Here is a 21,580-nt window from a genome sequence, read left to right on the forward strand (position 1 = left end):
AATTGGTCGTAGGTTCGAATCCTACACGACCCACCACCTTTTAAGGCGGAAAAGACATGGTCGGGGCTTTCGTAGCAGAAGGTCAGGTCATACAGCCGTCTGGAGCGAACCTTAAGGGCGCTTCAAACTGATGCAATATGAGATAACCCACCCATTGCGCTGGGTTTTTTCGTTCTGGCGCCAAACTGACGGCGTAGCACGTGTCGCAACGGTTGTTTAAGTGTCTGAAACGAAACACATATTTTTCCGTGCACGAATGGATACCTGGCCCGTACCGGCAGATCGGGCGGCAGGCTCAGATTACCCTATATGGCTGCAGTACCCCAGAGTCTCTCTCAAGAGCCGCTGAGGATTTTCCGCAATGTCATCGTGGCTCAGGCCAGCAACCTGTCGATCAACGCCTGCTCGTAATCGTTGAGAGGCTGATCTTCGTAGAGCTTGTCGGAGGCCGCGACCAGCGCCTGGCCCTCGATCTCACGCCCACTTTCGCCATATACATGCCCAAGGTTCTCCAGCGACTGCAGGTTGCCGTGCAGAGAGAAGGAGATCAGGTACCAGCGCTCGGCCGCCTCGAGTTCGCCCAGGCGGTGATAGGCCACAGCCAGGTTGTGCTGGGCGAATACGTGGTCGGATTCCAGGGCCTGCAACAACGCCTGCTTCGCCTGCTGATAGTCTTCGAGCTGCAGGTACAGAAGGCCAAGATTGTTGTAGCCGTCGACATTGCCCAACTCGGCCGCGCGCCGGTAGGCCTGCTCGGCCTGCGGATAGCGTTCGGCATGCAGATGGACGTCGCCAAGCAGGTTCAGCGCCTCCGGATGATCGTGGCGCACGGCGTTGTTGAGGTGCTCGACGGCGGCATCGTGATCGCCGTCCTGGTAGGCCATGCTGCCAAGGTAGAAGTGGCTGCGGGGACAATCGTACTCGGCGGCTTTCTGGAAGTATTGGCGGGCGGTGTCGTGATCACCCTCCTGGAAGGCCATGCTGCCGAGGTTGTAGTGGCTGCCCGGATAATCGTGCTTGGCAGCCCTCTGGAAGTGTCGGCGGGCGACGTCGTGATCACCGTCTTGATAGGCCATGATGCCGAGGTTGTAGTGGCTGCCGGGATAATCGCGATCGGCGGCCATCTGGAAGTGTCGACGGGCATCGGCGCGATCGTCACGTGCCAGACTCACCGCGCCAACGCCGTTCATCCAGCGCGGGTCGGCGGGGCACGCCTTGGCAAGGGTCTGGAAGGACTCCAGCGCGGTGTCCAGATCCTGCTCGCGAAACGCCGCCCAGGCCTGCTCATTGAGCGCAGTCACCTGCTCGTCACTGAGCGTTTTTTTATTCATGAACCACATGGTGTTTCCTGCCTTGCGAGGGCCGACCATTCTAAAGGCGCTTACAGAAGCCAAACAAGGCAATGGCTCTGCTGGGCAGGTTCGAACCGTAACACCCCGGAAAATGAACTGTGTCCAACCTGAACGGTCTGCAACGTTGGAGCATTCTTTCCATAGGAGGTTTCTGGTGTCCTGGAAGTCAAACCTTGCAATTCTTGCCTTATCTGCCGCTGCCTTTTCGGCGCATGCCCAATCCGATAATGAAGTAGTCGAGGACATGCTGATGCGCTCGGCCAATGTCTGCCCAGGCCACAGCGCTGAACGCACCACGCCGACGGTGAAGAAAGTGCCGGTCGGTGCCCTGCGGGTCATGCTCGACCGAGGTCTGGTCATGTGCCCCGACCGGCGTCTCGATGCCGATGCTCCGGCGGTATTCTTCGGCAGAGTTGGCGTATTCGAATGGAACCCCGAGGTGCCTGAAAGCTCGGCTGTGATCGTCAAGCAAATCGACGCCATGACCCGCAAGGACGAGTACCCCTCGGACACGTTGGTGTGGGATGCCTCGGGCAGGCCACTTGAGCAACGTACGGTGCCTGCTTTCGAAGCCAAACCTGGCGCCGCTGTGCTGTACAAGATGCGTTAGTCTTTCCAGGCGGCGTATGACGAAACATCGAATTGAAAACAGCCTCACCCGCACAGGTGGGGCTCGTTCATTTTTGGCTGCTACACTGGCCTGCCCATGAGTGAACACAGCAGACATCCCAGCCTGAACCGACTGGCATGTCGCCGAGCAACGGCGTAGCCCATGACCCGGACATCCCGCGTAGCCGACCCGTCCTACGAACTGATGGACGACCACGAAGGCCATTCGCTGATCTACCGTCAGCATGGCTTCCCATCGCCCCTCGTACGCTGGCACTTTCACAAGGAATATGAGCTGCACCTGATCGTCGCCAGCTCCGGCAAGGTGTTCATCGGCGACTACATCGGCAATTTTTCTCCCTATACCCTGTTTCTCACCGGCCCTGGCCTGCCGCACAACTGGATCAGCCAGGTGGAGGAGGGCGAGGTGGTGGAAACCCGCGACATGCTGGTCAACTTCACCGATGAGGTGCTGGAAAGCGGCAGTGCCGTGTTCGCCGAACTCGGTGGCCTGCAGCCCTTGCTGGCTCGCGCGCAGTTCGGTATCGAGTTTCGCGACCCGCAGATGATTCGCGAAGCCGGCGTGTTGATGAGCAAGATCGCCAGCAGCCGTGGCATTACTCGCCTGGGACATTTCTTCATCCTCATGGAGTTGCTCGCGGGCAGCGAGGACTACCAGTTGCTGTCGGGCGTGACCTCTTCGCAACTGGGTGACGAGCAACATGTCGAGCGTATCAACCGGGCAGTGGACTACATCTTCCAGTACTACGCGCAGGGCATCAGCCAGGAAGAAGTTGCCGCGCACCTGGGCATGACCACCACCTATTTCTCGCGCTTCTTCAAGCAGGCCACCGGGCGTGGTTTCGTCGAGTTCGTCAACCGTCTGCGGGTCAGCAAGTCCTGCGAGCTGCTGAGCAAGAGCGACAAGCCGGTGACCGACGTCTGCTTCGAGTCTGGCTTCAGCAATATCTCCAACTTCAACCGCCGCTTCCAGCAACTCAAGGGTATGACGCCGTCGGGCTATCGCAAGCTCGCGGTGCAGCGCCTCACCGAGCGAAACCTGTACTGAGCCGGCAGCATTATCCACGCCGATATCCTCGAAAAGCCCCGTGCTAGAAAGGTCTTTCCGTAGCTATGTGGGTTTCTGTTCGTCCGTCGAGTGCAAAAAAGTATCGATCGTTGTGCGCTCAAGGATTTGTCCGCGCGAGCCAGCAGGGGGTGTAATCGAGCCCGAGCGAAACAAAAACAATAACGTTCTTCCGTAGCCGCACGAGCGCGGAAGAGGAGTTCACAAGCATGAACCACTCGATCAAAGCATTCGCAGCAGCCTCTTGCCTCTCCCTCAGCGTGGTCGCCCAGGGCGCCGAAACCCTGACCATCGCCACGGTCAACAACAGCGACATGATCCGCATGCAGCGGCTCGCCAAGGCCTTCGAAGAGCAGCACCCCGATATCCGCCTGAAGTGGGTGGTACTTGAAGAGAACGTGCTGCGCCAGCGTCTGACCACAGATATCGCCACCCAGGGCGGTCAGTTCGACGTGCTGACCATCGGCATGTACGAAGCGGCGCTGTGGGGCGAAAAAGGCTGGTTGGAGCCGATGAAGGACCTGCCAGCCGACTACGACCTCGACGATGTCTTCCCGTCGGTGCGCCAGGGCCTGTCCGCCAAGGGCACGCTGTATGCGCTGCCGTTCTATGCCGAAGCCTCGATCACTTATTACCGCAAGGACCTTTTCCAGCAGGCCGGCCTGAGCATGCCTGAGCACCCGACCTGGGATCAGATAGCCCAGTTCGCCGGCAAGCTGCATCAGCCGGACAAGGGCGTGTACGGCCTGTGCCTGCGCGGCAAGGCCGGCTGGGGCGAGAACATGGCGCTGATCACCACCCTGGCCAATGCCTATGGTGCGCGCTGGTTCAACGAGCAGTGGCAGCCCGAATTCACCGGCAGCGAGTGGAAGAGCGCGCTCAACTTCTACGTCGACAACATGAAGAAGTACGGCCCGCCGGGTGCCTCCAGCAACGGCTTCAACGAAAACCTGGCGCTGTTCAACAGCGGCAAGTGCGCGCAGTGGGTCGATGCCAGCGTCGCCGGCTCCTTCGTGACCGACACCTCGCAAAGCAAGGTCGCCGACGCCGTCGGCTTCACCTTTGCCCCGACCCAGGTCACCGACAAGGGCGCTTCCTGGCTGTACTCCTGGGCACTGGCGATTCCCACCAGTTCCAAGTCCAAGGACGCTGCCAGGACCTTCAGCGCCTGGGCCACCTCCAAGGCCTATGCGCAGCTGGTCGCCGAGAAGGATGGCGTGGCCAACGTGCCGCCAGGTACCCGCGCCTCGACCTACAGCGATGCCTACATGCAGGCCGCGCCATTCGCCAAAGTCACCCTGGAATCGCTGAAGAAGGCCGACCCGGCCAACCCGAGTGCCAAGCCGGTGCCCTATGTGGGCATTCAACTGGTGACCATCCCCGAGTTCCAGGCCATCGGCACCAGCGTCGGCAAGCTGTTCGCCGCTGCGCTGACCGGGCAGATGCAGCCTGAGCAAGCACTGATGGCCGCCCAGCAGAGCACCGAGCGAGAAATGAAGCGCGCCGGGTATCCGAAGTAGCCGTCGCGCAGACCCAGCCTCAGCCCACGGGGCTCTGCGTGAGCCGGCGGTAGGCGGGGCATGGCGCCTGGGCCATGCCTGGGCGATCCGCTCTCTGCTCACGTCACCACCCATTACGCCCTCGGAGGCATGATGAACTCTACGGCTATCAACACACCTGCTGCACAGGCCGGCACGCCAGGCGGGCGCAAGCCCCGGCGCCTGGCGCCCGGCTGGTTTCTGGTCAGCCCTTCGGTCGCCCTGCTGTTGATCTGGATGATCGTGCCGCTGGGCATGACCGTTTACTTCTCGCTGATCCGCTACAACCTGCTGTATCCCGGTGAGAACGACTTCGTCGGCCTGGAGAACTTCCACTACTTCGTCACCGACGCCGCGTTCCTCTCCGGGGCTGGCAATACGCTGTTGCTGGTCGGCAGCGTGCTGCTGATCAGCGTGGTGTTCGGCGTGCTGATTTCCGCGCTGCTGGAAGCCTGCGAGTTCTTCGGGCGCGGCATCGTGCGGGTGCTGCTGATTTCGCCGTTCTTCATCATGCCCACGGTCAGCGCGCTGCTGTGGAAGAACCTGATCTTCCATCCGGTCTCGGGAATCCTCGCCGCCGTCTGGCAGTTCTTCGGTGCCCAGCCAGTGGACTGGCTGGCGCAGCATCCGCTGTTGTCGATCATCCTGATCGTGTCCTGGCAGTGGCTGCCGTTCGCCATCCTGATCCTGATGACCGCCATGCAGTCGCTGGACCAGGAGCAGAAGGAAGCCGCGCGTCTCGACGGTGCCGGTCCCATCGCCATTTTCTGGCACCTGACCCTGCCGCACCTGGCGCGGCCGATCGCCGTGGTGGTGATGATCGAGACCATCTTCCTGCTCTCGGTGTTCGCCGAGATCTACACCACCACCAGCGGCGGCCCGGGTTACGAGTCGACCAATCTGGCCTACCTGATCTACAACCAGGCCCTGCTGCAGTTCGACGTCGGCATGGCCTCGGCGGGCGGGTTGATCGCGGTGGTCATCGCCAACATCGCCGCCATCGTGCTGATCCGCATGATCGGCAAGAACCTGACCGACCAACAGTGAGGGCAATCGGATGCTGACGCTGAAACAATCCCGTCGCCTGCAGAGCCTGATCATCGGCGTCCTGGCCTGGGCCATCGCCGTGGTGATCTTCTTCCCGATCTTCTGGATGGTGCTGACCAGCCTGAAGACCGAGATCGATGCCTTCGCCACGCCGCCGCAGTTCATCTTCACCCCGACGCTGGAGAACTACCTGCACATCAACGAGCGCAGCGACTACTTCGCCTTCGCCTGGAACTCGGTGCTGATCTCGGTCTCCGCGACCCTGCTGTGCATGCTCCTGGCCGTTCCGGCGGCCTATTCCATGGCGTTCTTCGAAACGCGCCACACCAAGCGCACGCTGTTGTGGATGCTGTCGACCAAGATGCTGCCGCCGGTGGGCGTGCTGGTGCCGATCTACCTGCTGGCCAAGCAGTTCGGCCTGCTCGACTCGCGCCTGGCGCTGATCGTCATCTACACCCTGATCAACCTGCCGATCGTCGTGTGGATGATTTACACCTACTTCAAGGACATCCCCGTGGACATCCTCGAAGCGGCGCGCCTGGATGGCGCCACCACCTGGCAGGAGATCGTCCGCGTGCTGCTGCCGATCGCCCGCGGTGGCCTGGCCTCGACCATGTTGCTGTCGCTGATCCTGTGCTGGAACGAGGCCTTCTGGTCGCTCAACCTGACCAGCTCCGCCGCGGCGCCACTGACCGCCCTGGTGGCGTCCTACTCCAGCCCGGAGGGGCTGTTCTGGGCCAAGCTTTCCGCCGTCTCGACACTGGCCTGCGCGCCCATCCTGATCTTCGGCTGGATCAGCCAAAAACAACTGGTACGCGGCCTGTCCTTCGGCGCGGTGAAATAACAGGAGACCTTCCACATGGCTAATCTGAAGATTCGCAACCTGCAAAAAGGCTTCGATGGCACGGCGATCATCAAGGGCGTCGACCTGGATATCCGCGACCGTGAGTTCGTGGTCTTCGTCGGCCCGTCAGGCTGTGGCAAGTCGACCCTGCTGCGCCTGATCGCCGGGCTGGAGGAGGTCAGCAGCGGGCGTATCGAACTCGACGGTCAGGACATCACCGACATGGCCCCGGCGCGCCGCGACCTGGCAATGGTGTTCCAGACCTACGCGCTGTATCCGCACATGACCGTGCGCAAGAACCTCTCCTTCGCCCTCGACCTGGCCAGGGTGGGCAAGCAGGAGGTCGAAGCCAAGGTCGCCAACGCCGCGCGCATTCTGCAGCTGGAGGCGCTGCTGGAGCGCAAACCCAAGCAGCTTTCCGGCGGCCAGCGCCAGCGCGTGGCCATCGGCCGCGCCATCGTGCGCAACCCGAAGATCTTCCTGTTCGACGAGCCGCTGTCCAACCTCGACGCCGCCCTGCGCGTGCAGACCCGCCTGGAGCTGGCGCGGCTGCACAAGGAGCTGCAGGCCACCATGATCTACGTGACCCACGACCAGGTCGAAGCCATGACCCTGGCCGACAAGGTGGTGGTGCTCAATGGCGGGCGGGTCGAGCAGGTCGGTTCGCCGCTGGAGCTGTATCACCATCCGGCCAACCTGTTCGTCGCCGGGTTTCTCGGCACGCCGAAGATGGGCATGCTGCGCGGCACCCTGAGCGGTGTCGAGGCCGAGCGTTGCCAGGTGCAGCTGGACTGTGGCCCGCACCTGGAGCTGCCGCTGTGCGCCGCGGGCCTCAGCGTCGGCAGCAGCGTGACCCTGGGCATACGCCCGGAACACCTCAACGTGGTCAGCGCCGGTAGCGGGCGCATGCAGGTCATTGCCGATGTCAGCGAGCGCCTGGGCAGCGACACCTTCTGCCATGTGCGCTGCACCTCGGACGAGATGCTCACGGTGCGCGTGCGCGGTGACTTCGCCCCGCGTTATGGGGACGACCTGACGCTGGATTTCGACTTGGCGCACTGCCACCTCTTCGACGCCGATGGCCAAGCCGTCGCCAAACCATTGCAGCAGGCCGCCTGACGCCGCTTTACCAAGGGATTTTCCAGATGAAACTCAATCGCCAGCAGCTTTCCGGGCTGGGCGGCGCTGTCGCGCTGCCCAGCTATACCGCCGACATGATCCGCACCGGCATCGCCCATATCGGCGTTGGCGGCTTTCACCGCGCCCACCAGGCGGTCTACACCGATGCCCTGATGAACCAGGGCCTGGCGCTCGACTGGGGCATCTGCGGGGTCGGCGTGCGCGCCGCAGACCGCGCCATGCGCGATGCCCTGGCCAGCCAGGACTACCTCTACACCCTGGTCGAACTGGGCGACCAACCGAACCTGCCGGTGCGGGTGATCGGCGCGATCAACGACATGCTGCTGGCCGAAGAGTCGCCCCAGGCATTGGTCGACAAACTGGCCGATCCGGCGATTCGCATCGTCTCGCTGACCATCACCGAAGGCGGCTACTGCATCGACGACAGCACCGGCGAGTTTCTCGCCGAGCTGCCTGCCATCCAGCACGACCTGCGCCACCCCGAAGCGCCGCAAAGCGTGTTCGGTATTCTCTGCGCCGCCCTGGCCAAGCGTCGCGCCGCCGGTATTCGTGCCTTCACGCTGATGTCCTGCGATAACCTGCCGCACAACGGCGCTGTCACACGCAAGGCGCTGCTGGCTTTCGCGCATCTGGCTGACCATGAACTGGCCACCTGGATCGACCACCATGTCAGCTTCCCCAACGCCATGGTCGACCGCATCACACCGATGACCAGCGCGGCGCACCGCCAGCAACTGGCCGAGCAGCACGGCATCGACGATGCCTGGCCGGTGGTCTGCGAGCCCTTCGTGCAATGGGTGCTGGAAGACAAATTCGTCAACGGCCGCCCGGCCTGGGAAAAGGTCGGCGTGCAGTTCACCGACGACGTCACCCCCTACGAGGAAATGAAGATCAAGCTGCTCAACGGCAGCCATCTGGCACTCACCTACCTGGGCTTTCTCAAGGGTTACCGCTTCGTTCACGAAACCATGAACGACCCGCTGATGCGCGAGTACGTGCGCACCTTCATGGACCTCGACGTGACCCCGCAACTGGCCCCGGTGCCGGGCATCGACTTGAACACCTACAAGGACACGCTGATCGAGCGCTTTTCCAACCAGGCCATCGCCGACCAGCTGGAGCGCGTGTGCTCGGATGGTTCGTCGAAGTTTCCCAAGTTCATCGTGCCGACCCTCAACCGCCTGATCGCCGACGGCCAGCCGCTGGAGCGGGGCGCCCTGGTGGTCGCCGCCTGGGCAATGTACCTGAAGGGCGTGGATGAGAACGGGGTGGACTATCGTATTCCCGACCCACGCGCCGAGTTCTGTCAGGCGTTGGTAGCCGATGACGCTCAGGTGCGCGAACGGGTACTGGGCGTCGAGGCCATCTTCGGCACGGCCATCCCGCAATCAGCTGAGTTCGCGGCGGCCTTCGAGCGCTGCTACGAGAATCTGCGCACGCTCGGGGTGACCCGCACCCTGCAGATCGTGCTGGGTAACTGAGCATGTACCTCGGTATCGATTGCGGCACCCAGGGCACCAAGGCGCTGGTGCTGGATGCCGACAGCGGCCAGGTGCTCGGCGCGGGTAGCGCCAGCCATACGCTGCACAGCGGCGCCAATGGCCGACGCGAGCAGCAACCGCAGCAGTGGCTGGACGCTTTCGAACAGGCCACCCGCGAAGCACTGGCCACCGCCGGTATCAGCGGTGAGCAGATTCTGGGTATTGGCGTTTCGGGTCAGCAGCACGGCCTGGTGCTGCTCGATGAGCAAGGCACGGTGCTGCGCCCGGCCAAGCTCTGGTGCGACACCGAGTCGACCCCGCAGAACCGGCTTCTACTCGATCATCTCGGCGGCGAGGCGGGGTCGCTGCAGCGCCTGGGCGTGGCCATCGCACCGGGCTATACGGTGTCCAAGCTGCTGTGGACGCGTGAGCACCACCCGGACCTGTTCGCCCGCATCGCGCATATCCTGCTGCCGCATGACTACCTCAACTACTGGCTCACCGGGCGTGCCTGCAGCGAGTATGGCGACGCCTCCGGCACGGGCTATTTCGATGTCCGCACGCGCAGCTGGGACCGCGCGCTGCTCAACTTCATCGATCCCAGCGGGCGGCTGCAGCACGCGTTGCCGCCGTTGCTCGAAGCGCATCAGCCGGTGGGCCGCATTCGCCGGCAGATCGCCCGCCAACTGGGGCTCAACCCCGAGGCCGTAGTCGCCAGTGGCGGCGGCGACAACATGATGGGCGCCATCGGCACCGGCAACATCCGCCCAGGGGCGATCACCATGAGCCTGGGTACCTCCGGCACCCTCTACGCCTATAGCGATAAGCCGATGGTCAGCCCGCATGCGCAGGTGGCGACCTTCTGTTCGTCATCCGGGGGTTGGCTGCCGCTGATTTGCACGATGAACCTCACCAGTGCCACGGGGTTGGTCCAGCAACTGCTGGAGGTGGATCTGCAGCGCTTCGGCGATTTGGTCGAGCAAGCGCCGATCGGCGCCGAGGGCTTGCTGATGCTGCCGTTCTTCAATGGCGAACGGGTGCCGGCACTGCCCGACGCGCGTGCCAGCCTGAGGGGCATGGACGGGGGCAACCTGACCCGCGCCAACCTGTGTCGGGCAGTGGTCGAGGGCACCAGCTTCGGCCTGCGCTATGGTCTTGACCTGCTGCGCGCCAGCGGCCTGCAAAGCCAGACCATCCAGTTGATCGGCGGCGCGGCGAAGAGTCCGGTGTGGCGCCAGGTGATTGCCGACATCATGGGCACCCCCTTGGTTTGCCCGCAGCACACCGAAGCCGCCGCGCTGGGCGCTGCCATCCAGGCCGCCTGGTGCGTGATGCCCGGCGCGGATCGCCAGGCGCAGCTTGCCGCGCTGTGCGAGCGTTGCGTGCAGCTCGATGCCAGTACGCACACCCAGCCAGACCCGGCGCGCACGGCGCAGTACGAACGCGTCTATCAGCGCTACCGTGAGCAGGTCAGCCTGCTGGCCGAGAACCCATTGGCGTGAGAACGCCTTGAAGAGCACCTTTGAAAACGCCGGTCGTTGGCTCAGGTGCCTGTGAACCGATAGGGAGACACCCATGTACCTGGTCTGTGGCGAAGCGCTGTTCGATGTGTTCATCCAGAACGACGGCCCGCGTAGCAACGAGCTGGCCTTCAAGGCCATCGCTGGTGGTTCGCCGTTCAACGTGGCGTTGGGGCTGCGCCGTCTGGGCGCCGTGTCGGCGCTGTTCACTGGCATCTCGTCGGACAGCCTCGGCCAACGGCTGCGCCAGGTGCTGCGCGAGGAGGGCGTCAGCGACGCCTGCCTGATCGCCAGCGATGCGCCGACCACCCTGGCCATGGTCGGCCTGGACGCCGAAGGCTCGCCGCATTACTCGTTCCGTGGCGAAGGCTGCGCCGACCGCCTGCTGCGTGCCGAGCATCTGCCGGCACTCGATGCCCAGGTGCGCGGCCTGCATGTCGGCTCGTTCTCGCTGGTGGTGGAACCGGTGGGCAGTACGCTGCTGCAACTGGTCCAGCGCGAACATCAGCAGCGCCTGATCAGCCTCGACCCCAACGTACGGCTCGGCCCGGCGCCGGACATCGCGCGCTGGCGTGAACGCGTCGAGGCCTTTGCCCGCTACGCGCACCTGATCAAGGTCAGCGAAGAAGACCTGCAACTGCTGTACCCCGAGCGCGACCCGCAACAGGTCGCGGCGGCCTGGCGCAACGAACGCTGCCAACTGGTGTTCCTCACCCACGGCAGCCAGGGCGCCAGCGTGCACAGCCGCCACGGGCAATGGTCAGCGCCCGCCGTGGCGGTCACCACCCGCGACACCGTCGGGGCCGGCGACACCTTCCAGGCTGCGCTGCTCAGCTACCTGGCCCGCCACGCACTGGATACCCCCGAGGCGCTGGCGACGCTCAGCCGTGAGCAGATCGACGCGATGCTGCGCCTGGCCATCGAGGCGGCCGCCGTGACCTGTTCGCGAGTCGGCCCGGACCTGCCTTACCTGCACGAGCTGAGCGGCGATCACCTGGCAGTGCGTTGAACATCCTTGAGTCGGAGCGCGGCATGGCGTGCTAGCCTGCCGGCTCCACTGCCCCGCACTCAATCTGGAACGATCATGCCCAACGCCGAAGACTTGACTGCACATTCCATCGATTTGCGCTGCCGCGTCCATCTGGGGGTGATGGAAATCCCCGTGCATTACATGCGCGGTGGCACGTCCACCGGGGTGGTGATCTGGGAGCCCTTGCTGCCGAAGGATGAAGCGCTGCGCGACGAGTTGCTGCGGCATCTGATGGGGGTTCCGCAGGTGGGTGAGGCTCCGGGCAATCGGCAGATAGCCGGCCTGGGGCGTGGTCCGGCGACCAGCAACAAGGTGTTCCTGGCCAGGGTCGAACAGACGCCGGCCGGGCCGCGCCTGGTCAGTACGCTGGCGCAGCTGGCCAGTGGTCATGCCGGCATCGACTGGAGCGTGAACTGCGGGAACATGTCTTCGGCCTTGCCGCTCTGGGCGTTTGACAGCGCGATGATCGAGGCGCCCAAAAAAGGCGCCTGCGAGGTCGAGATTTTCAACAGCAATACCGGGGTCGTCACCCTCAGCCGCATGTGGCGGGGCGATGACGGTCGCTTTGCGCTGGCGGACATTCCTGGCGTGCTCGGAGCCTTCCCACGGGTCGATCTGTTCTTGCAGGATCCGGTTGGCAGCAAGACCGGGGTGCTGCTACCGACCGGCGCAGTGGTCGATGAGATCGAAGGCCATGAAGTGTCCTGTGTCGACGTGGCGGTGCCGATGGTCATCGCCAAGGCGGCGAGCTTTGGCAAGACCGGCCATGAATCGATCGCGGAGCTGGAAGGCGATGCGGCCTTCATGGCCGAGTTGCGCAAGGTCTGGGTGGCGGCGGGGCTGAAAATGAAGCTGCGCCGTCGCGACGGCGAGCTGATGACCCGCGCGGAGATCGAGCGCAGCGAAACCATTCCCAAGGTGTGCATCGTCGGCGCCCCGACCGAGGGCGGCAATATCACGGTGCGTTACTTCACGCCACAGACCGGGCATGCCTCCATGGCGGTCTCGGGAGGCTGCTGCCTGGCCGCAGCCTGCCTGTTGCCGGGCAGCACGGCGCATCAGGTGGCGCAACGGGTGAGCGCACCTGGCGCGACCTTTGGCGACATAGAGGTGAGCATCGAGAACCCGGCCGGCAAACTGGATGCGACGGTCACCGCCCGGTGTGTCGAACAGCGAATCGAGATCCAGGCAGCCGCCTATCGCCGCAGTACGCAGATTCTCATGCGCGGGCATGTTCCCCTTTATGGCGCTTCAGCGGCGTTGCTCGATGCCCTGATCGGAGCACTCTGAATACTGGCTGCAAAAAGCCTCGGCAAGATCGAAAGGCGGCCTTCAAGGCCGCCGCAACCGGCACTTGTAACCTGAGTCGTTCTTATTCAAACCGGCGCGCAACAGGCTTGGCTGTCGGACGTGCAAATCTTTTGATCGAAGCGCCAGGAAAACCTTGCGGATAATGGTGAATTGCCATTAATAATGTCCGGGCACCTCACGACTGGGGCTCTGCAGCAAGCAACTTGCTGCCGATGAACGGGGCCTGGCTGGGCTCAAGAAGGTATTTCTCAAGACGATAGTGTTATTGGATCTCATGCCTCCGCCGCTGGACGACGGTGCCATGTGCCCTGGCTTAATGAATAACAGGAATAAGAAATGGCCACGATTCGGATCCGCTACACCCTCATGTTCCTTGCTTTCATCGTTGCCACTATCGCGGCCACCGTCATCGGTATTCGCCTGTGGGTAACGCCGGACCTGGTCGCCGCTGGCGAGGCCTCGGTGCTGACCCGGGTCAACGATGTCGGCACCCGTATCTACCGCGAGCTGAATCAGATCCAGTCGCAGCAGCGCGCGATCACCCAGGCGGTGCCGCTGCTGGACAGCCCGATGATCGATAAAGTGCTACCGGGCCTGGTAGACCAGTACGGTGACGTCAAGGTATTCGGCGGCGGTATCTGGCCATTGCCCAACCAACGCGAGCAGGGGCGTGACAAGTTCAGCACCTTCTACCACCGCGATGCCTCCGGCAAGCTGATCGTCAACACCCATTGGAACTCGGCCGAATCGCTCAACTACTGGGAACAACCCTGGTACCTCGCCGGCCTCAAGGCGCCCGCCGGGCAGTGCGCCTGGGCGGCTGCCTACAAGGATGCCGCGAGTGCCGAACCGCGCACCAACTGCGCCATGGCCATCCAGCGTGATGGCAAGCCTTACGGCGTGGCGACCATCGACATGACCCTGGGCTTCTTCAACCCGCTGGTCAACGACTTGCGCAAGAGCCTGGACGACACCGACATGATGATCGTCGAGGCAGACGGCAAGATCCTCAGCAACCTGACCGAGCTGGGCGATTCGCAGATCCTCAACAACGTTTCCGCCTATGCTGGCCGTTCGCCCTTCGTTGCCGCCATCCAGCGCAACCTGGGCAAGCTGCAAGGCGATGCCGTGGTGCGCGATTTCTACGAAGACGAACACGGTACGCCGCACAGTTTCTTCCTGCGTCCCCTGGCCGGTACGCCTTGGCTGCTCGCCACCGCATTGCCGACCTCACTGCTGCACGCCACCAACACCAGCATTCTGCAGACCCTGGCGCTGATCCAGTTGCCCCTTGTGGTACTGCTGGCGGCGATCATGGTCCTGGCGCTCGGCAAACTGATGGGGCGCCTGGGCATGCTGCAACGCAATATCGAATCCCTCTCGGCTGGCGATGCCGACCTGACCCGTCGTGTGCCGGTGCAGGGCAAGGACGAGGTGGATGCCGTGGCCGGTGCGGTGAATACCTTCATTGCCTACCTGCAACGCCTGATGGGCGAGGTGGGCGACGCGACCCAGCGCATCAACAGCGGTATCCGGCAGTTGCACGGGCAAGCCCAGCAGACCAGCTCCATCCTGGGCCGCCATGCCGCCGAGACCGACCAGGCGGTGACTGCCATCACCGAGATGAGCGCCACCTCCGACTCCGTATCGCGCAGTGCCAGCGACACCGCCGACCTGACCCGCGCAGCCAACGGCCAGGCCGAACATTCACGGCTGACCGTGCAGCAGGCTTCCAATAGCGTGTTGGCGCTGGTCGAGCAGGTGGACGACGCCACGCTGAAGGTCAAGGCCATGGAAACCGATGCCGAGCGCATCAACCAGGTGCTGGGGGTGATCGGCGAGATCGCCGGGCAGACCAACCTGCTGGCCCTCAATGCCGCTATCGAAGCAGCGCGGGCTGGCGAGCAGGGCCGCGGGTTCGCGGTGGTGGCCGATGAGGTGCGGGCGCTGGCCGGGCGTACCCAGCAGAGCACCGCCGAGATCAACGAGATGCTCGGGCGGTTGCAGCAGGGCGTCAGCTCGGCGGTGTCGGCCATGGAAGTGACCAAGGCCAGCTGCCAGAGCACCGCTGACAAGACCCGTCAGGTGACTGCCGGCCTGGATGAGATGAGCGGTTCGGTGGCGCGCATCAGCGACCTGTCCACGCAGATCGCGACCGCTGCCGAGCAGCAGAGCGCGGTGGCTGGCGAGATCAACCAGAACATGGTCGCGGTACGCCACATGGTTGAAGAGCTGGTGACCAGTGGGACGCGCACCGCCGAAGGCACGACCGCAGTGCAGCAGTCCAACGAGCAGTTGATCGCCCTGGTCGGCCGCTTCAAGGTCTGACCGCCACCGACGAAGGCCTGAGCGGTCGCTGCTCAGGCCTTTTCGTTTCAGTCGCGGCAGACGAATTCGAGCACGCGCTCGAGCATGGCGTCACAGGCGGCCAGTTGCTCGACGCTGACGAATTCGTCGGGCTTGTGGCCCTGGTCCATGCTGCCGGGACCGCAGACCACCGTCGGCACGCCCGCCTGGTCGAACAGGCCGCCCTCGGTGCCGAAGGCCACCGTACCGAAATCACGCGAGCCGCAGAACTGCGCCAGCCACTCGGCGGCCGGGCTGTCCGGTGCGGTGTACAGCCCCGGGTAGCTGGACAGTTCATGGAAGTGGATGGCGCTCTGGCCGCTGACCGCCTGCATGGCCGGCAGCAGACTGTGCTGCGCGTAGTCGCGCAACTGTTCCAGCACGTGGGCCGGGTTCAGCGAGGGCAGGGCGCGCACTTCGAAGTCGAAGCGGCAGTGTTCCGGCACGATGTTCAGTGCCTGGCCACCCTGGATCACGCCGGTCTGCACGGTGGAGAAGGGTGGGTCGAAGTTCGTGTCGCAATGTTCCTGCGCTTTCAGGGTCTCGGCCAGGCGGCCCAGCTCGCCGATCAGCCGCGCGGCGTATTCGATGGCGTTCACCCCTTGCGGGGTGTAGGCCGAATGGCAGGCCGCGCCTTTCACTTCGCAACGTATCGCCAGCTTGCCCTTGTGCCCCAGCACCGGCTTGAGTTCGGTGGGTTCGCCGATCACGCAGAGCATCGGTTTCACCGCGCGCTGGCTCAGTTGCGCGAGCAGGCCGCGCACGCCCAGGCAGCCGACTTCTTCGTCGTAGGACAGCGCCAGGTGCAGGGGGCGGCGCAAGGGTGCCTTGACCGCCGCCGGCACCAGCGCCAGCACGCAGGCCAGGTAACCCTTCATGTCGGCGGTGCCGCGCCCGTAAAGCCTGCCCTCGGCTTCGGTGAGTTCGAAGGCCGGGCGCGTCCAGGCCTGGCCGTCCACCGGCACTACGTCGGTGTGGCCGGACAACACGATACCCGGATGCTCCTGCGGGCCAATGGTAGCGAACAGGTTGGCCTTGGTACGGCTGTCGTTGTAGGTCAGCTCGGCGCTGACACCGAACGCGGCCAGGTAGTCGCGCACGTAGTCGATCAGGGCCAGGTTGGATTCGCGGCTGGTGGTGTCGAAGGCCACCAGCCGAGCCAGCAGGGCACGGCTGTCGTTCATCGGTCGTCTCCCGGAACGCCGTAGCCCGGCGCACGGTCCGGGGCCAAGGCGCGGTCGATGTAGTCCTGCAGTTGCGGCCGGTAGGCCTGCCAGAGTTTCGCCAGTTCACCGATAGGGTCCTGCTCGGCCCAGTCGACGCGCAGGTTGACGATCGGCCAACTGGGCTCGCCGACCACCAGCACGGCCGCCGAATGCACCGGGCCGGCTTCGCCACCCGCGGCCATGGCCGCCTGCATGGCGTGGATCAGGCGTTCGGCGAGCGGCCCGGTTGACTGTTCGAAGGCTTCGACCAGCACCTGGACCACGCGCGGGTCCTTGAGCATGTTGCCCGCTCCGACACAGTCACGGCCGCTGAGCGCGTGGTTTACGCCGAGGGTCTGGCTGCCGCTGAAATGTGCCGTGCGGCCCTGCGCGTCGATGACCGTCACCTGGCGATAGGCGCTGTAGGCGTCCTCGGCCAGGCTCAGGCGCAGCGCCTGTTGCGGGTCCTCGCCATGGCCCAGGTGGTCCAGGGTACGCGGGCCGAGCGCCGGCAGGGTGATGTTCTGCGAGCTTACCGCCCCGACACCCGGCCGTAGCCACGGGCAGCGCGCGCCCACGGCGATGCTCGACGAGCTGATGGCGATGCCCAGTTGGCCGGTCTTGGCGCAGCGCGCCGTGATGGAAAAGGTCATGCGCGCCTCCTTATTCGGGAATCACCGCGATTACGTCGATTTCCATCAGCCACTGCGGCTGGCCGAGCGCGGAGACCACCAGGCCGGTGGAGATGGGGAACACGCCCTTGAGCCATTTGCCGACTTCCTGGTAGACCGGCTCGCGGTAGCGCGGGTCGATCAGGTAGGTGGTGGTCTTGACGATATGGCTCAGGTCGCTGCCAGCCTCTTCGAGCAGTTGCTTGACGTTCTTCATGGCCTGTTCGGCCTGGGCACGCGGGTCGCCGAGGCCGACCAGGTTGCCGTCGAAGTCGGTGCCCACCTGGCCGCGCACGTACACGGTGTTGCCAGCGCGTACCGCCTGGCACAGGTCGTTGTCCAGGGTCTGGTTGGGGTAGGTGTCCTTGGTGTTGAACATGCGGATGCGGGTGTGGGTCGGGGTGCTCATGGCAGGCTCCTGAACAGGGTAGGGCGGCATGCGCTCGGGCATGCCGCAGCAGGGAACATCAGGCGATACGCGACTGGGCGGCCGGCTCGGCGCTGGCGGCGGCGGGCGGATAGTTCTGGTATTTGCGCTGGATGGCGATCTGGTCGGCGACATGCCGGGCATCGTGCCAGGCGCCCCAGATGAACGCCGATCCGCGACGGCTCAGCCAGGGCAGGCCGACGAAGTAGATACCCGGTTCGGCACCCACGCCCCGCTGGTGGCGCGGCTTGCCGTTGGCGTCGAAGGTGTCGACCTGCAGCCAGCTGAAATCGTTGGCGTAGCCGGTCGCCCAGATCACCGAGGTCACGCCGTGGGCCGCCAGGTCCAGTTCGCGCAGTGGCTCGCGAATGCACGCCGCATCCGGCACGCGCTCACGCGCCCCGGGCTCCTCCGGCATGTCCAGGCCGTTGCGCGCCACATAGGCGTCGGCGGCATCGAGCAGGGCCAGGTAGTTGGCGTCGCCGGCATCGAGGTTGTGCACCAGGTCGTCCTTGAAGCGCACCTTGCCATCGGCGAAGGTGTCGGTCAGGCCGACCAGGGTCATGCCGGCCTGGGCCAGGCGGCGGAAGTCCACGGTGTGCCCGCCGCGTGCGCCGCTGACGGCGATGGTCACGTGTTCGCGGCCCTTCTGCATGGTCTCGGTGTCCCACAGGCCGAGCACGCCCAACCACCAGCAGAAGTCGCGGCCGCGATAGGCGCGCGGCGGACGGTCGTGGGGGCCGACCGACAGGTAGACACGCTTGCCGGCGCGCAGCAGTTCGTCGGCGATCTGTACGCCGGAAGAGCCGGCACCCACCACCAGGACCGCGCCTTCGGGCAGTTGCTGGGGGTTGAAGTACTGCGCGGAGTGGATCTGGTACAGGCCCTCGTCTTGTGGGGCGATGGCCGGAATCACCGGTTTCTGGAACGGCCCGGTGGCCACCACGACGCGTTGCGCATGCACGCTGCCTGCCGAGCTTTCGACGATGAAGCCGCTCTGGCCTTCGCAGCGGCTGACCCGGGTCACGGCCACGCCGGTGCGGATCGGTGCCTTGATGTGGCGGGCGTAGGTTTCGAAGTATTCGGCGATCTCGTCCTTGCCAGGGAAGCCGTCCGGGGGCGTCTGGAATTCCAGGCCCGGAAAGCGATCGTGCCAGGCCGGTCCGTTGGCCACCAGCGAGTCCCAGCGCCCGGTGCGCCAGGCTTCGGCAATGCGGCTCTTTTCCAGCACCAGGTGCTCGATGCCCAGGCGGCCCAGGTGTTCGCTCATCGCGACGCCGGCCTGTCCGGCGCCCACCACCAAAGTGTCGATCGTGGTCGGTAATTTGTTCATGACGGTACCCTTCGGCCGCCCGCTGGGGGTTCGGCCGTCAATCTGACAGTAGGAATCGAGTACGCGGCCCTGCTGTTGACTGCGTCCGGGCCGACGTCTTGTGTGCGTCTCAGTCCAGCACGGAAGGGTCCGCCTGGATCATCAGCGCCTTCATTTCGGCGAAGTGCTGCTCGGAAAAGTCGGTGATCTTTTCCCAGGCGCGTGCGGTCTTTTCCGCCACCTCGTCGGACAGCACGCGCAGCGGCTGGCCGGTGGACCAGGCGGCGACCAGCACCTGGCAGGCACGCTCCAGGGTCCAGATGTCGTCGAAGGCCTCGCCGATGGTCGGTGCGATCACCATCACCCCATGGTTGCCCATCAGCAGCCGCCGCTTGCCATCCAGCAGCCCGGCCAGGCGCGCGCCCTCGGCTTCGGTGTCGGCCATGCCGCCATACAGCTCGTCGATGGCCAGACGGTTGAAGTAGCGCGCGGTGTTCTGGTCGATGGGCGGTACGTGCGGCTTGGCCAGGCAGGCCACCGCCGTGGTGTAGACCGGATGCAGGTGCAGCACCACACGCGCTTCGGGCAGACGCCGGTGGATCTGTCCGTGAATCGACCAGGCGGTGGCGTCCACGTCGTCACGCTCGGCGTTGTGCGGGTCGTCCGCGTCGAGCAGCAGCAGGTCGCTGGCGCGGATGCGCGAAAAGTGCTTCCACTTCGGGTTGAGCAGGAAGCGCTTGCCGTCCTCGGACACGGCGGCACTGAAATGGTTGGCGACGGCTTCGTGCATGCCCAGGTGGGCAATGACGCGGAAGGTCGCCGCCAGGTCGATGCGCAGCTGTTCCTCGTGGGAGAGTGCCATGGTCTTCACTCCAGAAGGGTCGTCTGCCAAACGCGGACGACCGGTGAGGGGTCAGGGTTTGGGCATCAGCTCGGCGATGTCCGCTTCGGTGGGGGCCTGGAAGTTGTACTTCTTCAGCAGGGCCGCGTATTCGGGGGTTGCGCTGTATTGCTTGAGGGCGTCGACCAGTGCGGTCTTCACCTCGTCGTTGCCTTTCTTCACGCCGAAGCCGTTGAGCACCGGGTAGATCAGCGTGTCCGAGGAAATCACCAGGCGGTTGCCCAGCTTGTCGATCACCCCACGGGCCACGGCGGCGTCGGTGATCTGCGCCTCGACGGCCTTGGACAACAGCGCCTGGGTGGTCTGCGGGTCGGTGCCGAACTCGCTGATGGCGATCGGCTGCTTGCCGTTCTTCACGCAGTACTCGTCCGAGAGCTTGTGCAGTTGCTGCAGCCAGGAGGTCGCGCCCATCGAGCCGATCTTGTGGCCGCAGAAGTCTTCGGGGCGCTTGGGCTGATAGCTGCTGTCCTTGAGGGCGATGATCGACTCGCCACTCTTGAGGTAGGGAATCATGTCGATGACTTTCATGCGCTCGGCGGTGATGTACATCGACGAGTTGACGATGTCGAAACGACCACCCTGCAGCCCGGTGATCAGGTTGGGAAAGCGCGTGTCGAGGGTTTCCACCTTGCGCCCCATGACCTTGCCCAGCCCGTCGAGGAACTCGATGTCGAAGCCGGCCGGCTGGTTGTTGTCCATGTACTCGTAGGGGAAGAAGGTCAGGTCCGAGCCTGCGCTGAGCTTGCCGGGTTGCTGGAAGGCCGAAGCGCCTGCCGAGGCCAGGGTGATCGCGGTGCCCAGCAGGGCGGTGGAAAGTGTTCGAGTCGAGACGCTTGGTCGTTTCATGACGATGCTCCGCTGAGTGGGTAAAGGATCAACTGGCGGCCTGGTCGAGCCCGGCCTGTTGTACGAAGAAGGAAGCGCCGCGGGGCTTCTGCGGCAGGCGCACGCTGTTGGCGACGCTGCGTACCAGGCCGCTTTCCTGACCGGCGACCAGTACGCCGCAATGCTCGCTGGGCAGCGGGTTGTCGCCGAAGGGCAGGGCGTCCTCGGCGGCGTACACGCTGATGAACAGGGTGCGTGGCAGTTCGGTGTTGTTGGGGCTGGAGGCATGCAGCAGGCGGGTGTGCATGAAGCACACCGAGCCGGCCGGGCCGTAGCAGGCCACCGGCTGGCCGCAATGCTCGGCCACCACCTGGTCGTCGACGGCGCCGGTGAAGCGCCCGTCCTGCCAGTGCGACCACAGCGGGCCTTTGTGGCTGCCACGGATCACAGTCAGCGGACCGTTCTGCGGGGTCACTTCGCTGACCATCAGCAGGGCGGTGACCACGTCGTCATTGCTGTGCGGGGTGAACAGAAAATCCTGGTGCCATTTCACCTGGGTGGCGGTGTGCGGCAGCTTGGAGTTGATCTTGCTGTGGTGAAAGCGCGTGCCGCTGCCGCCGATCAGCTGTGCGGCGATGGTGGCCATCCGTGACTTGAACGCCACTTCGCGGTAGGCCGGTGAGATCTCGGTCGGCGAACTCACCCGGCGCAGCGAGGGGTGAGTGGCGCTGTGATCGCTTTCGATGTCGAAGCGCGGGCGGCCGTCCTGGGTCTTGCCCCAAGGCTGGGTGTGGCTGCGGCTGTCTTCCACCCACAGGTCGAAGTCGCCCTGCAGGGCAATGAGTTCTTCCTCCGACAGCACGTTCTCGACGACCAGGAATCCGTCCCGGTGAAACTGTTCGATCTGCGATTGTTCGAGCATGGCTTAGGTTTT

General features: G+C 64.5%; 19 protein-coding genes. 11 read left to right on the forward strand and 8 right to left on the reverse strand.

The annotated features are described in order from the left end of the window. Positions 1-374: 374 nt before the first annotated feature. Positions 375-1,331, reverse strand: coding sequence for a tetratricopeptide repeat protein (locus QZ497_RS19400; RefSeq protein WP_295478211.1), 957 nt, complete (start codon positions 1,329-1,331; stop codon positions 375-377). A gap of 265 nt (positions 1,332-1,596) precedes the next feature. Between QZ497_RS19400 and QZ497_RS19405 the strand changes: the two genes are divergently transcribed. The 11 genes from QZ497_RS19405 to QZ497_RS19455 all read left to right on the forward strand — a co-directional run bounded on the left by QZ497_RS19405 (position 1,597) and on the right by QZ497_RS19455 (position 15,287). Continuing rightward, the gene (locus tag QZ497_RS19405; RefSeq protein WP_295478214.1) at positions 1,597-1,962 is read left to right on the forward strand and encodes a hypothetical protein; all 366 of its coding nucleotides are present in this window, start codon (positions 1,597-1,599) and stop codon (positions 1,960-1,962) included. 162 nt (positions 1,963-2,124) lie between these two features. Continuing rightward, positions 2,125-3,030, forward strand: a complete 906-nt coding sequence (locus QZ497_RS19410; protein ID WP_295478217.1) for a helix-turn-helix domain-containing protein — start codon at positions 2,125-2,127, stop codon at positions 3,028-3,030. A gap of 227 nt (positions 3,031-3,257) precedes the next feature. Beyond that, positions 3,258-4,568 carry a sugar ABC transporter substrate-binding protein gene (locus QZ497_RS19415; protein ID WP_295478220.1) on the forward strand — a complete coding sequence of 437 codons (1,311 nt, stop codon included), beginning with the start codon at positions 3,258-3,260 and terminating at the stop codon, positions 4,566-4,568. Positions 4,569-4,700: 132 nt separating this feature from the next. Further along, positions 4,701-5,633, forward strand: a complete 933-nt coding sequence (locus tag QZ497_RS19420; RefSeq protein ID WP_295478223.1) for a carbohydrate ABC transporter permease — start codon at positions 4,701-4,703, stop codon at positions 5,631-5,633. 10 nt (positions 5,634-5,643) lie between these two features. Beyond that, positions 5,644-6,477, forward strand: a complete 834-nt coding sequence (locus QZ497_RS19425) for a carbohydrate ABC transporter permease (RefSeq protein WP_295478226.1) — start codon at positions 5,644-5,646, stop codon at positions 6,475-6,477. Positions 6,478-6,492: 15 nt separating this feature from the next. Continuing rightward, complete coding sequence (ugpC, locus tag QZ497_RS19430) at positions 6,493-7,596, forward strand: sn-glycerol-3-phosphate ABC transporter ATP-binding protein UgpC (RefSeq protein WP_295478229.1); 1,104 nt, start codon at positions 6,493-6,495, stop codon at positions 7,594-7,596. 26 nt (positions 7,597-7,622) lie between these two features. Then, positions 7,623-9,098 carry a mannitol dehydrogenase family protein gene (locus tag QZ497_RS19435; protein ID WP_295478232.1) on the forward strand — a complete coding sequence of 492 codons (1,476 nt, stop codon included), beginning with the start codon at positions 7,623-7,625 and terminating at the stop codon, positions 9,096-9,098. A 2-nt stretch (positions 9,099-9,100) separates the two neighbouring features. Continuing rightward, the gene (gene xylB, locus QZ497_RS19440) at positions 9,101-10,600 is read left to right on the forward strand and encodes a xylulokinase (protein ID WP_295478235.1); all 1,500 of its coding nucleotides are present in this window, start codon (positions 9,101-9,103) and stop codon (positions 10,598-10,600) included. A 73-nt stretch (positions 10,601-10,673) separates the two neighbouring features. Then, a complete protein-coding gene (locus tag QZ497_RS19445; protein ID WP_295478237.1) occupies positions 10,674-11,627 on the forward strand; it encodes a carbohydrate kinase in 954 nt (317 codons plus the stop codon). Between the two features lie 75 nt (positions 11,628-11,702). After that, a complete protein-coding gene (locus QZ497_RS19450) occupies positions 11,703-12,938 on the forward strand; it encodes a PrpF domain-containing protein (RefSeq protein WP_295478240.1) in 1,236 nt (411 codons plus the stop codon). Positions 12,939-13,295: 357 nt separating this feature from the next. Further along, complete coding sequence (locus tag QZ497_RS19455) at positions 13,296-15,287, forward strand: methyl-accepting chemotaxis protein (protein WP_295478242.1); 1,992 nt, start codon at positions 13,296-13,298, stop codon at positions 15,285-15,287. A gap of 47 nt (positions 15,288-15,334) precedes the next feature. Here the strand turns inward: QZ497_RS19455 and argE are convergent, their stop codons facing one another. The 7 genes from argE to QZ497_RS19490 form a co-directional block, all read right to left on the reverse strand. Beyond that, a complete protein-coding gene (gene argE / locus QZ497_RS19460) occupies positions 15,335-16,489 on the reverse strand; it encodes an acetylornithine deacetylase (protein WP_295478245.1) in 1,155 nt (384 codons plus the stop codon). Then, the gene (locus tag QZ497_RS19465) at positions 16,486-17,163 is read right to left on the reverse strand and encodes a DUF1028 domain-containing protein (protein ID WP_295478248.1); all 678 of its coding nucleotides are present in this window, start codon (positions 17,161-17,163) and stop codon (positions 16,486-16,488) included. The genes argE and QZ497_RS19465 overlap by 4 nt, the downstream gene beginning before the upstream one ends. 10 nt (positions 17,164-17,173) lie before the next feature. Next, positions 17,174-17,590: a RidA family protein gene (locus tag QZ497_RS19470; RefSeq protein WP_295478251.1), complete on the reverse strand. Its 417-nt coding sequence runs from the start codon at positions 17,588-17,590 to the stop codon at positions 17,174-17,176. A gap of 58 nt (positions 17,591-17,648) precedes the next feature. Next, complete coding sequence (locus tag QZ497_RS19475) at positions 17,649-18,941, reverse strand: NAD(P)/FAD-dependent oxidoreductase (protein ID WP_295478254.1); 1,293 nt, start codon at positions 18,939-18,941, stop codon at positions 17,649-17,651. 109 nt (positions 18,942-19,050) lie between these two features. Beyond that, the gene (locus tag QZ497_RS19480) at positions 19,051-19,782 is read right to left on the reverse strand and encodes a class II aldolase and adducin N-terminal domain-containing protein (protein WP_295478258.1); all 732 of its coding nucleotides are present in this window, start codon (positions 19,780-19,782) and stop codon (positions 19,051-19,053) included. A 51-nt stretch (positions 19,783-19,833) separates the two neighbouring features. Beyond that, positions 19,834-20,667: an ABC transporter substrate-binding protein gene (locus QZ497_RS19485; protein ID WP_295478260.1), complete on the reverse strand. Its 834-nt coding sequence runs from the start codon at positions 20,665-20,667 to the stop codon at positions 19,834-19,836. 28 nt (positions 20,668-20,695) lie between these two features. Next, the gene (locus tag QZ497_RS19490; protein ID WP_295478262.1) at positions 20,696-21,568 is read right to left on the reverse strand and encodes a phytanoyl-CoA dioxygenase family protein; all 873 of its coding nucleotides are present in this window, start codon (positions 21,566-21,568) and stop codon (positions 20,696-20,698) included. Positions 21,569-21,580 lie beyond the last annotated feature (12 nt).

The sequence above is a fragment of the uncultured Pseudomonas sp. genome, from assembly GCF_913777995.1.
In the GTDB taxonomy this organism is placed as follows: Bacteria; Pseudomonadota; Gammaproteobacteria; order Pseudomonadales; family Pseudomonadaceae; genus Aquipseudomonas.

Bases quoted from the DNA above. Each gene is read 5' to 3' on its own strand.
- QZ497_RS19480 (WP_295478258.1), bottom strand. From the start codon at position 19,782: ATGGCACTCTCCCACGAGGAACAGCTGCGCATCGACCTGGCGGCGACC.
- QZ497_RS19485 (WP_295478260.1), bottom strand. From the start codon at position 20,667: ATGAAACGACCAAGCGTCTCGACTCGAACACTTTCCACCGCCCTGCTG.
- QZ497_RS19425 (WP_295478226.1), top strand. From the start codon at position 5,644: ATGCTGACGCTGAAACAATCCCGTCGCCTGCAGAGCCTGATCATCGGC.
- QZ497_RS19475 (WP_295478254.1), bottom strand. From the start codon at position 18,941: ATGAACAAATTACCGACCACGATCGACACTTTGGTGGTGGGCGCCGGA.
- QZ497_RS19470 (WP_295478251.1), bottom strand. From the start codon at position 17,590: ATGAGCACCCCGACCCACACCCGCATCCGCATGTTCAACACCAAGGAC.
- QZ497_RS19410 (WP_295478217.1), top strand. From the start codon at position 2,125: ATGACCCGGACATCCCGCGTAGCCGACCCGTCCTACGAACTGATGGAC.
- QZ497_RS19490 (WP_295478262.1), bottom strand. From the start codon at position 21,568: ATGCTCGAACAATCGCAGATCGAACAGTTTCACCGGGACGGATTCCTG.
- QZ497_RS19450 (WP_295478240.1), top strand. From the start codon at position 11,703: ATGCCCAACGCCGAAGACTTGACTGCACATTCCATCGATTTGCGCTGC.
- QZ497_RS19420 (WP_295478223.1), top strand. From the start codon at position 4,701: ATGAACTCTACGGCTATCAACACACCTGCTGCACAGGCCGGCACGCCA.
- argE (WP_295478245.1), bottom strand. From the start codon at position 16,489: ATGAACGACAGCCGTGCCCTGCTGGCTCGGCTGGTGGCCTTCGACACC.
- xylB (WP_295478235.1), top strand. From the start codon at position 9,101: ATGTACCTCGGTATCGATTGCGGCACCCAGGGCACCAAGGCGCTGGTG.
- QZ497_RS19415 (WP_295478220.1), top strand. From the start codon at position 3,258: ATGAACCACTCGATCAAAGCATTCGCAGCAGCCTCTTGCCTCTCCCTC.
- QZ497_RS19400 (WP_295478211.1), bottom strand. From the start codon at position 1,331: ATGAATAAAAAAACGCTCAGTGACGAGCAGGTGACTGCGCTCAATGAG.
- QZ497_RS19455 (WP_295478242.1), top strand. From the start codon at position 13,296: ATGGCCACGATTCGGATCCGCTACACCCTCATGTTCCTTGCTTTCATC.
- QZ497_RS19445 (WP_295478237.1), top strand. From the start codon at position 10,674: ATGTACCTGGTCTGTGGCGAAGCGCTGTTCGATGTGTTCATCCAGAAC.
- QZ497_RS19435 (WP_295478232.1), top strand. From the start codon at position 7,623: ATGAAACTCAATCGCCAGCAGCTTTCCGGGCTGGGCGGCGCTGTCGCG.
- ugpC (WP_295478229.1), top strand. From the start codon at position 6,493: ATGGCTAATCTGAAGATTCGCAACCTGCAAAAAGGCTTCGATGGCACG.
- QZ497_RS19465 (WP_295478248.1), bottom strand. From the start codon at position 17,163: ATGACCTTTTCCATCACGGCGCGCTGCGCCAAGACCGGCCAACTGGGC.
- QZ497_RS19405 (WP_295478214.1), top strand. From the start codon at position 1,597: ATGCTGATGCGCTCGGCCAATGTCTGCCCAGGCCACAGCGCTGAACGC.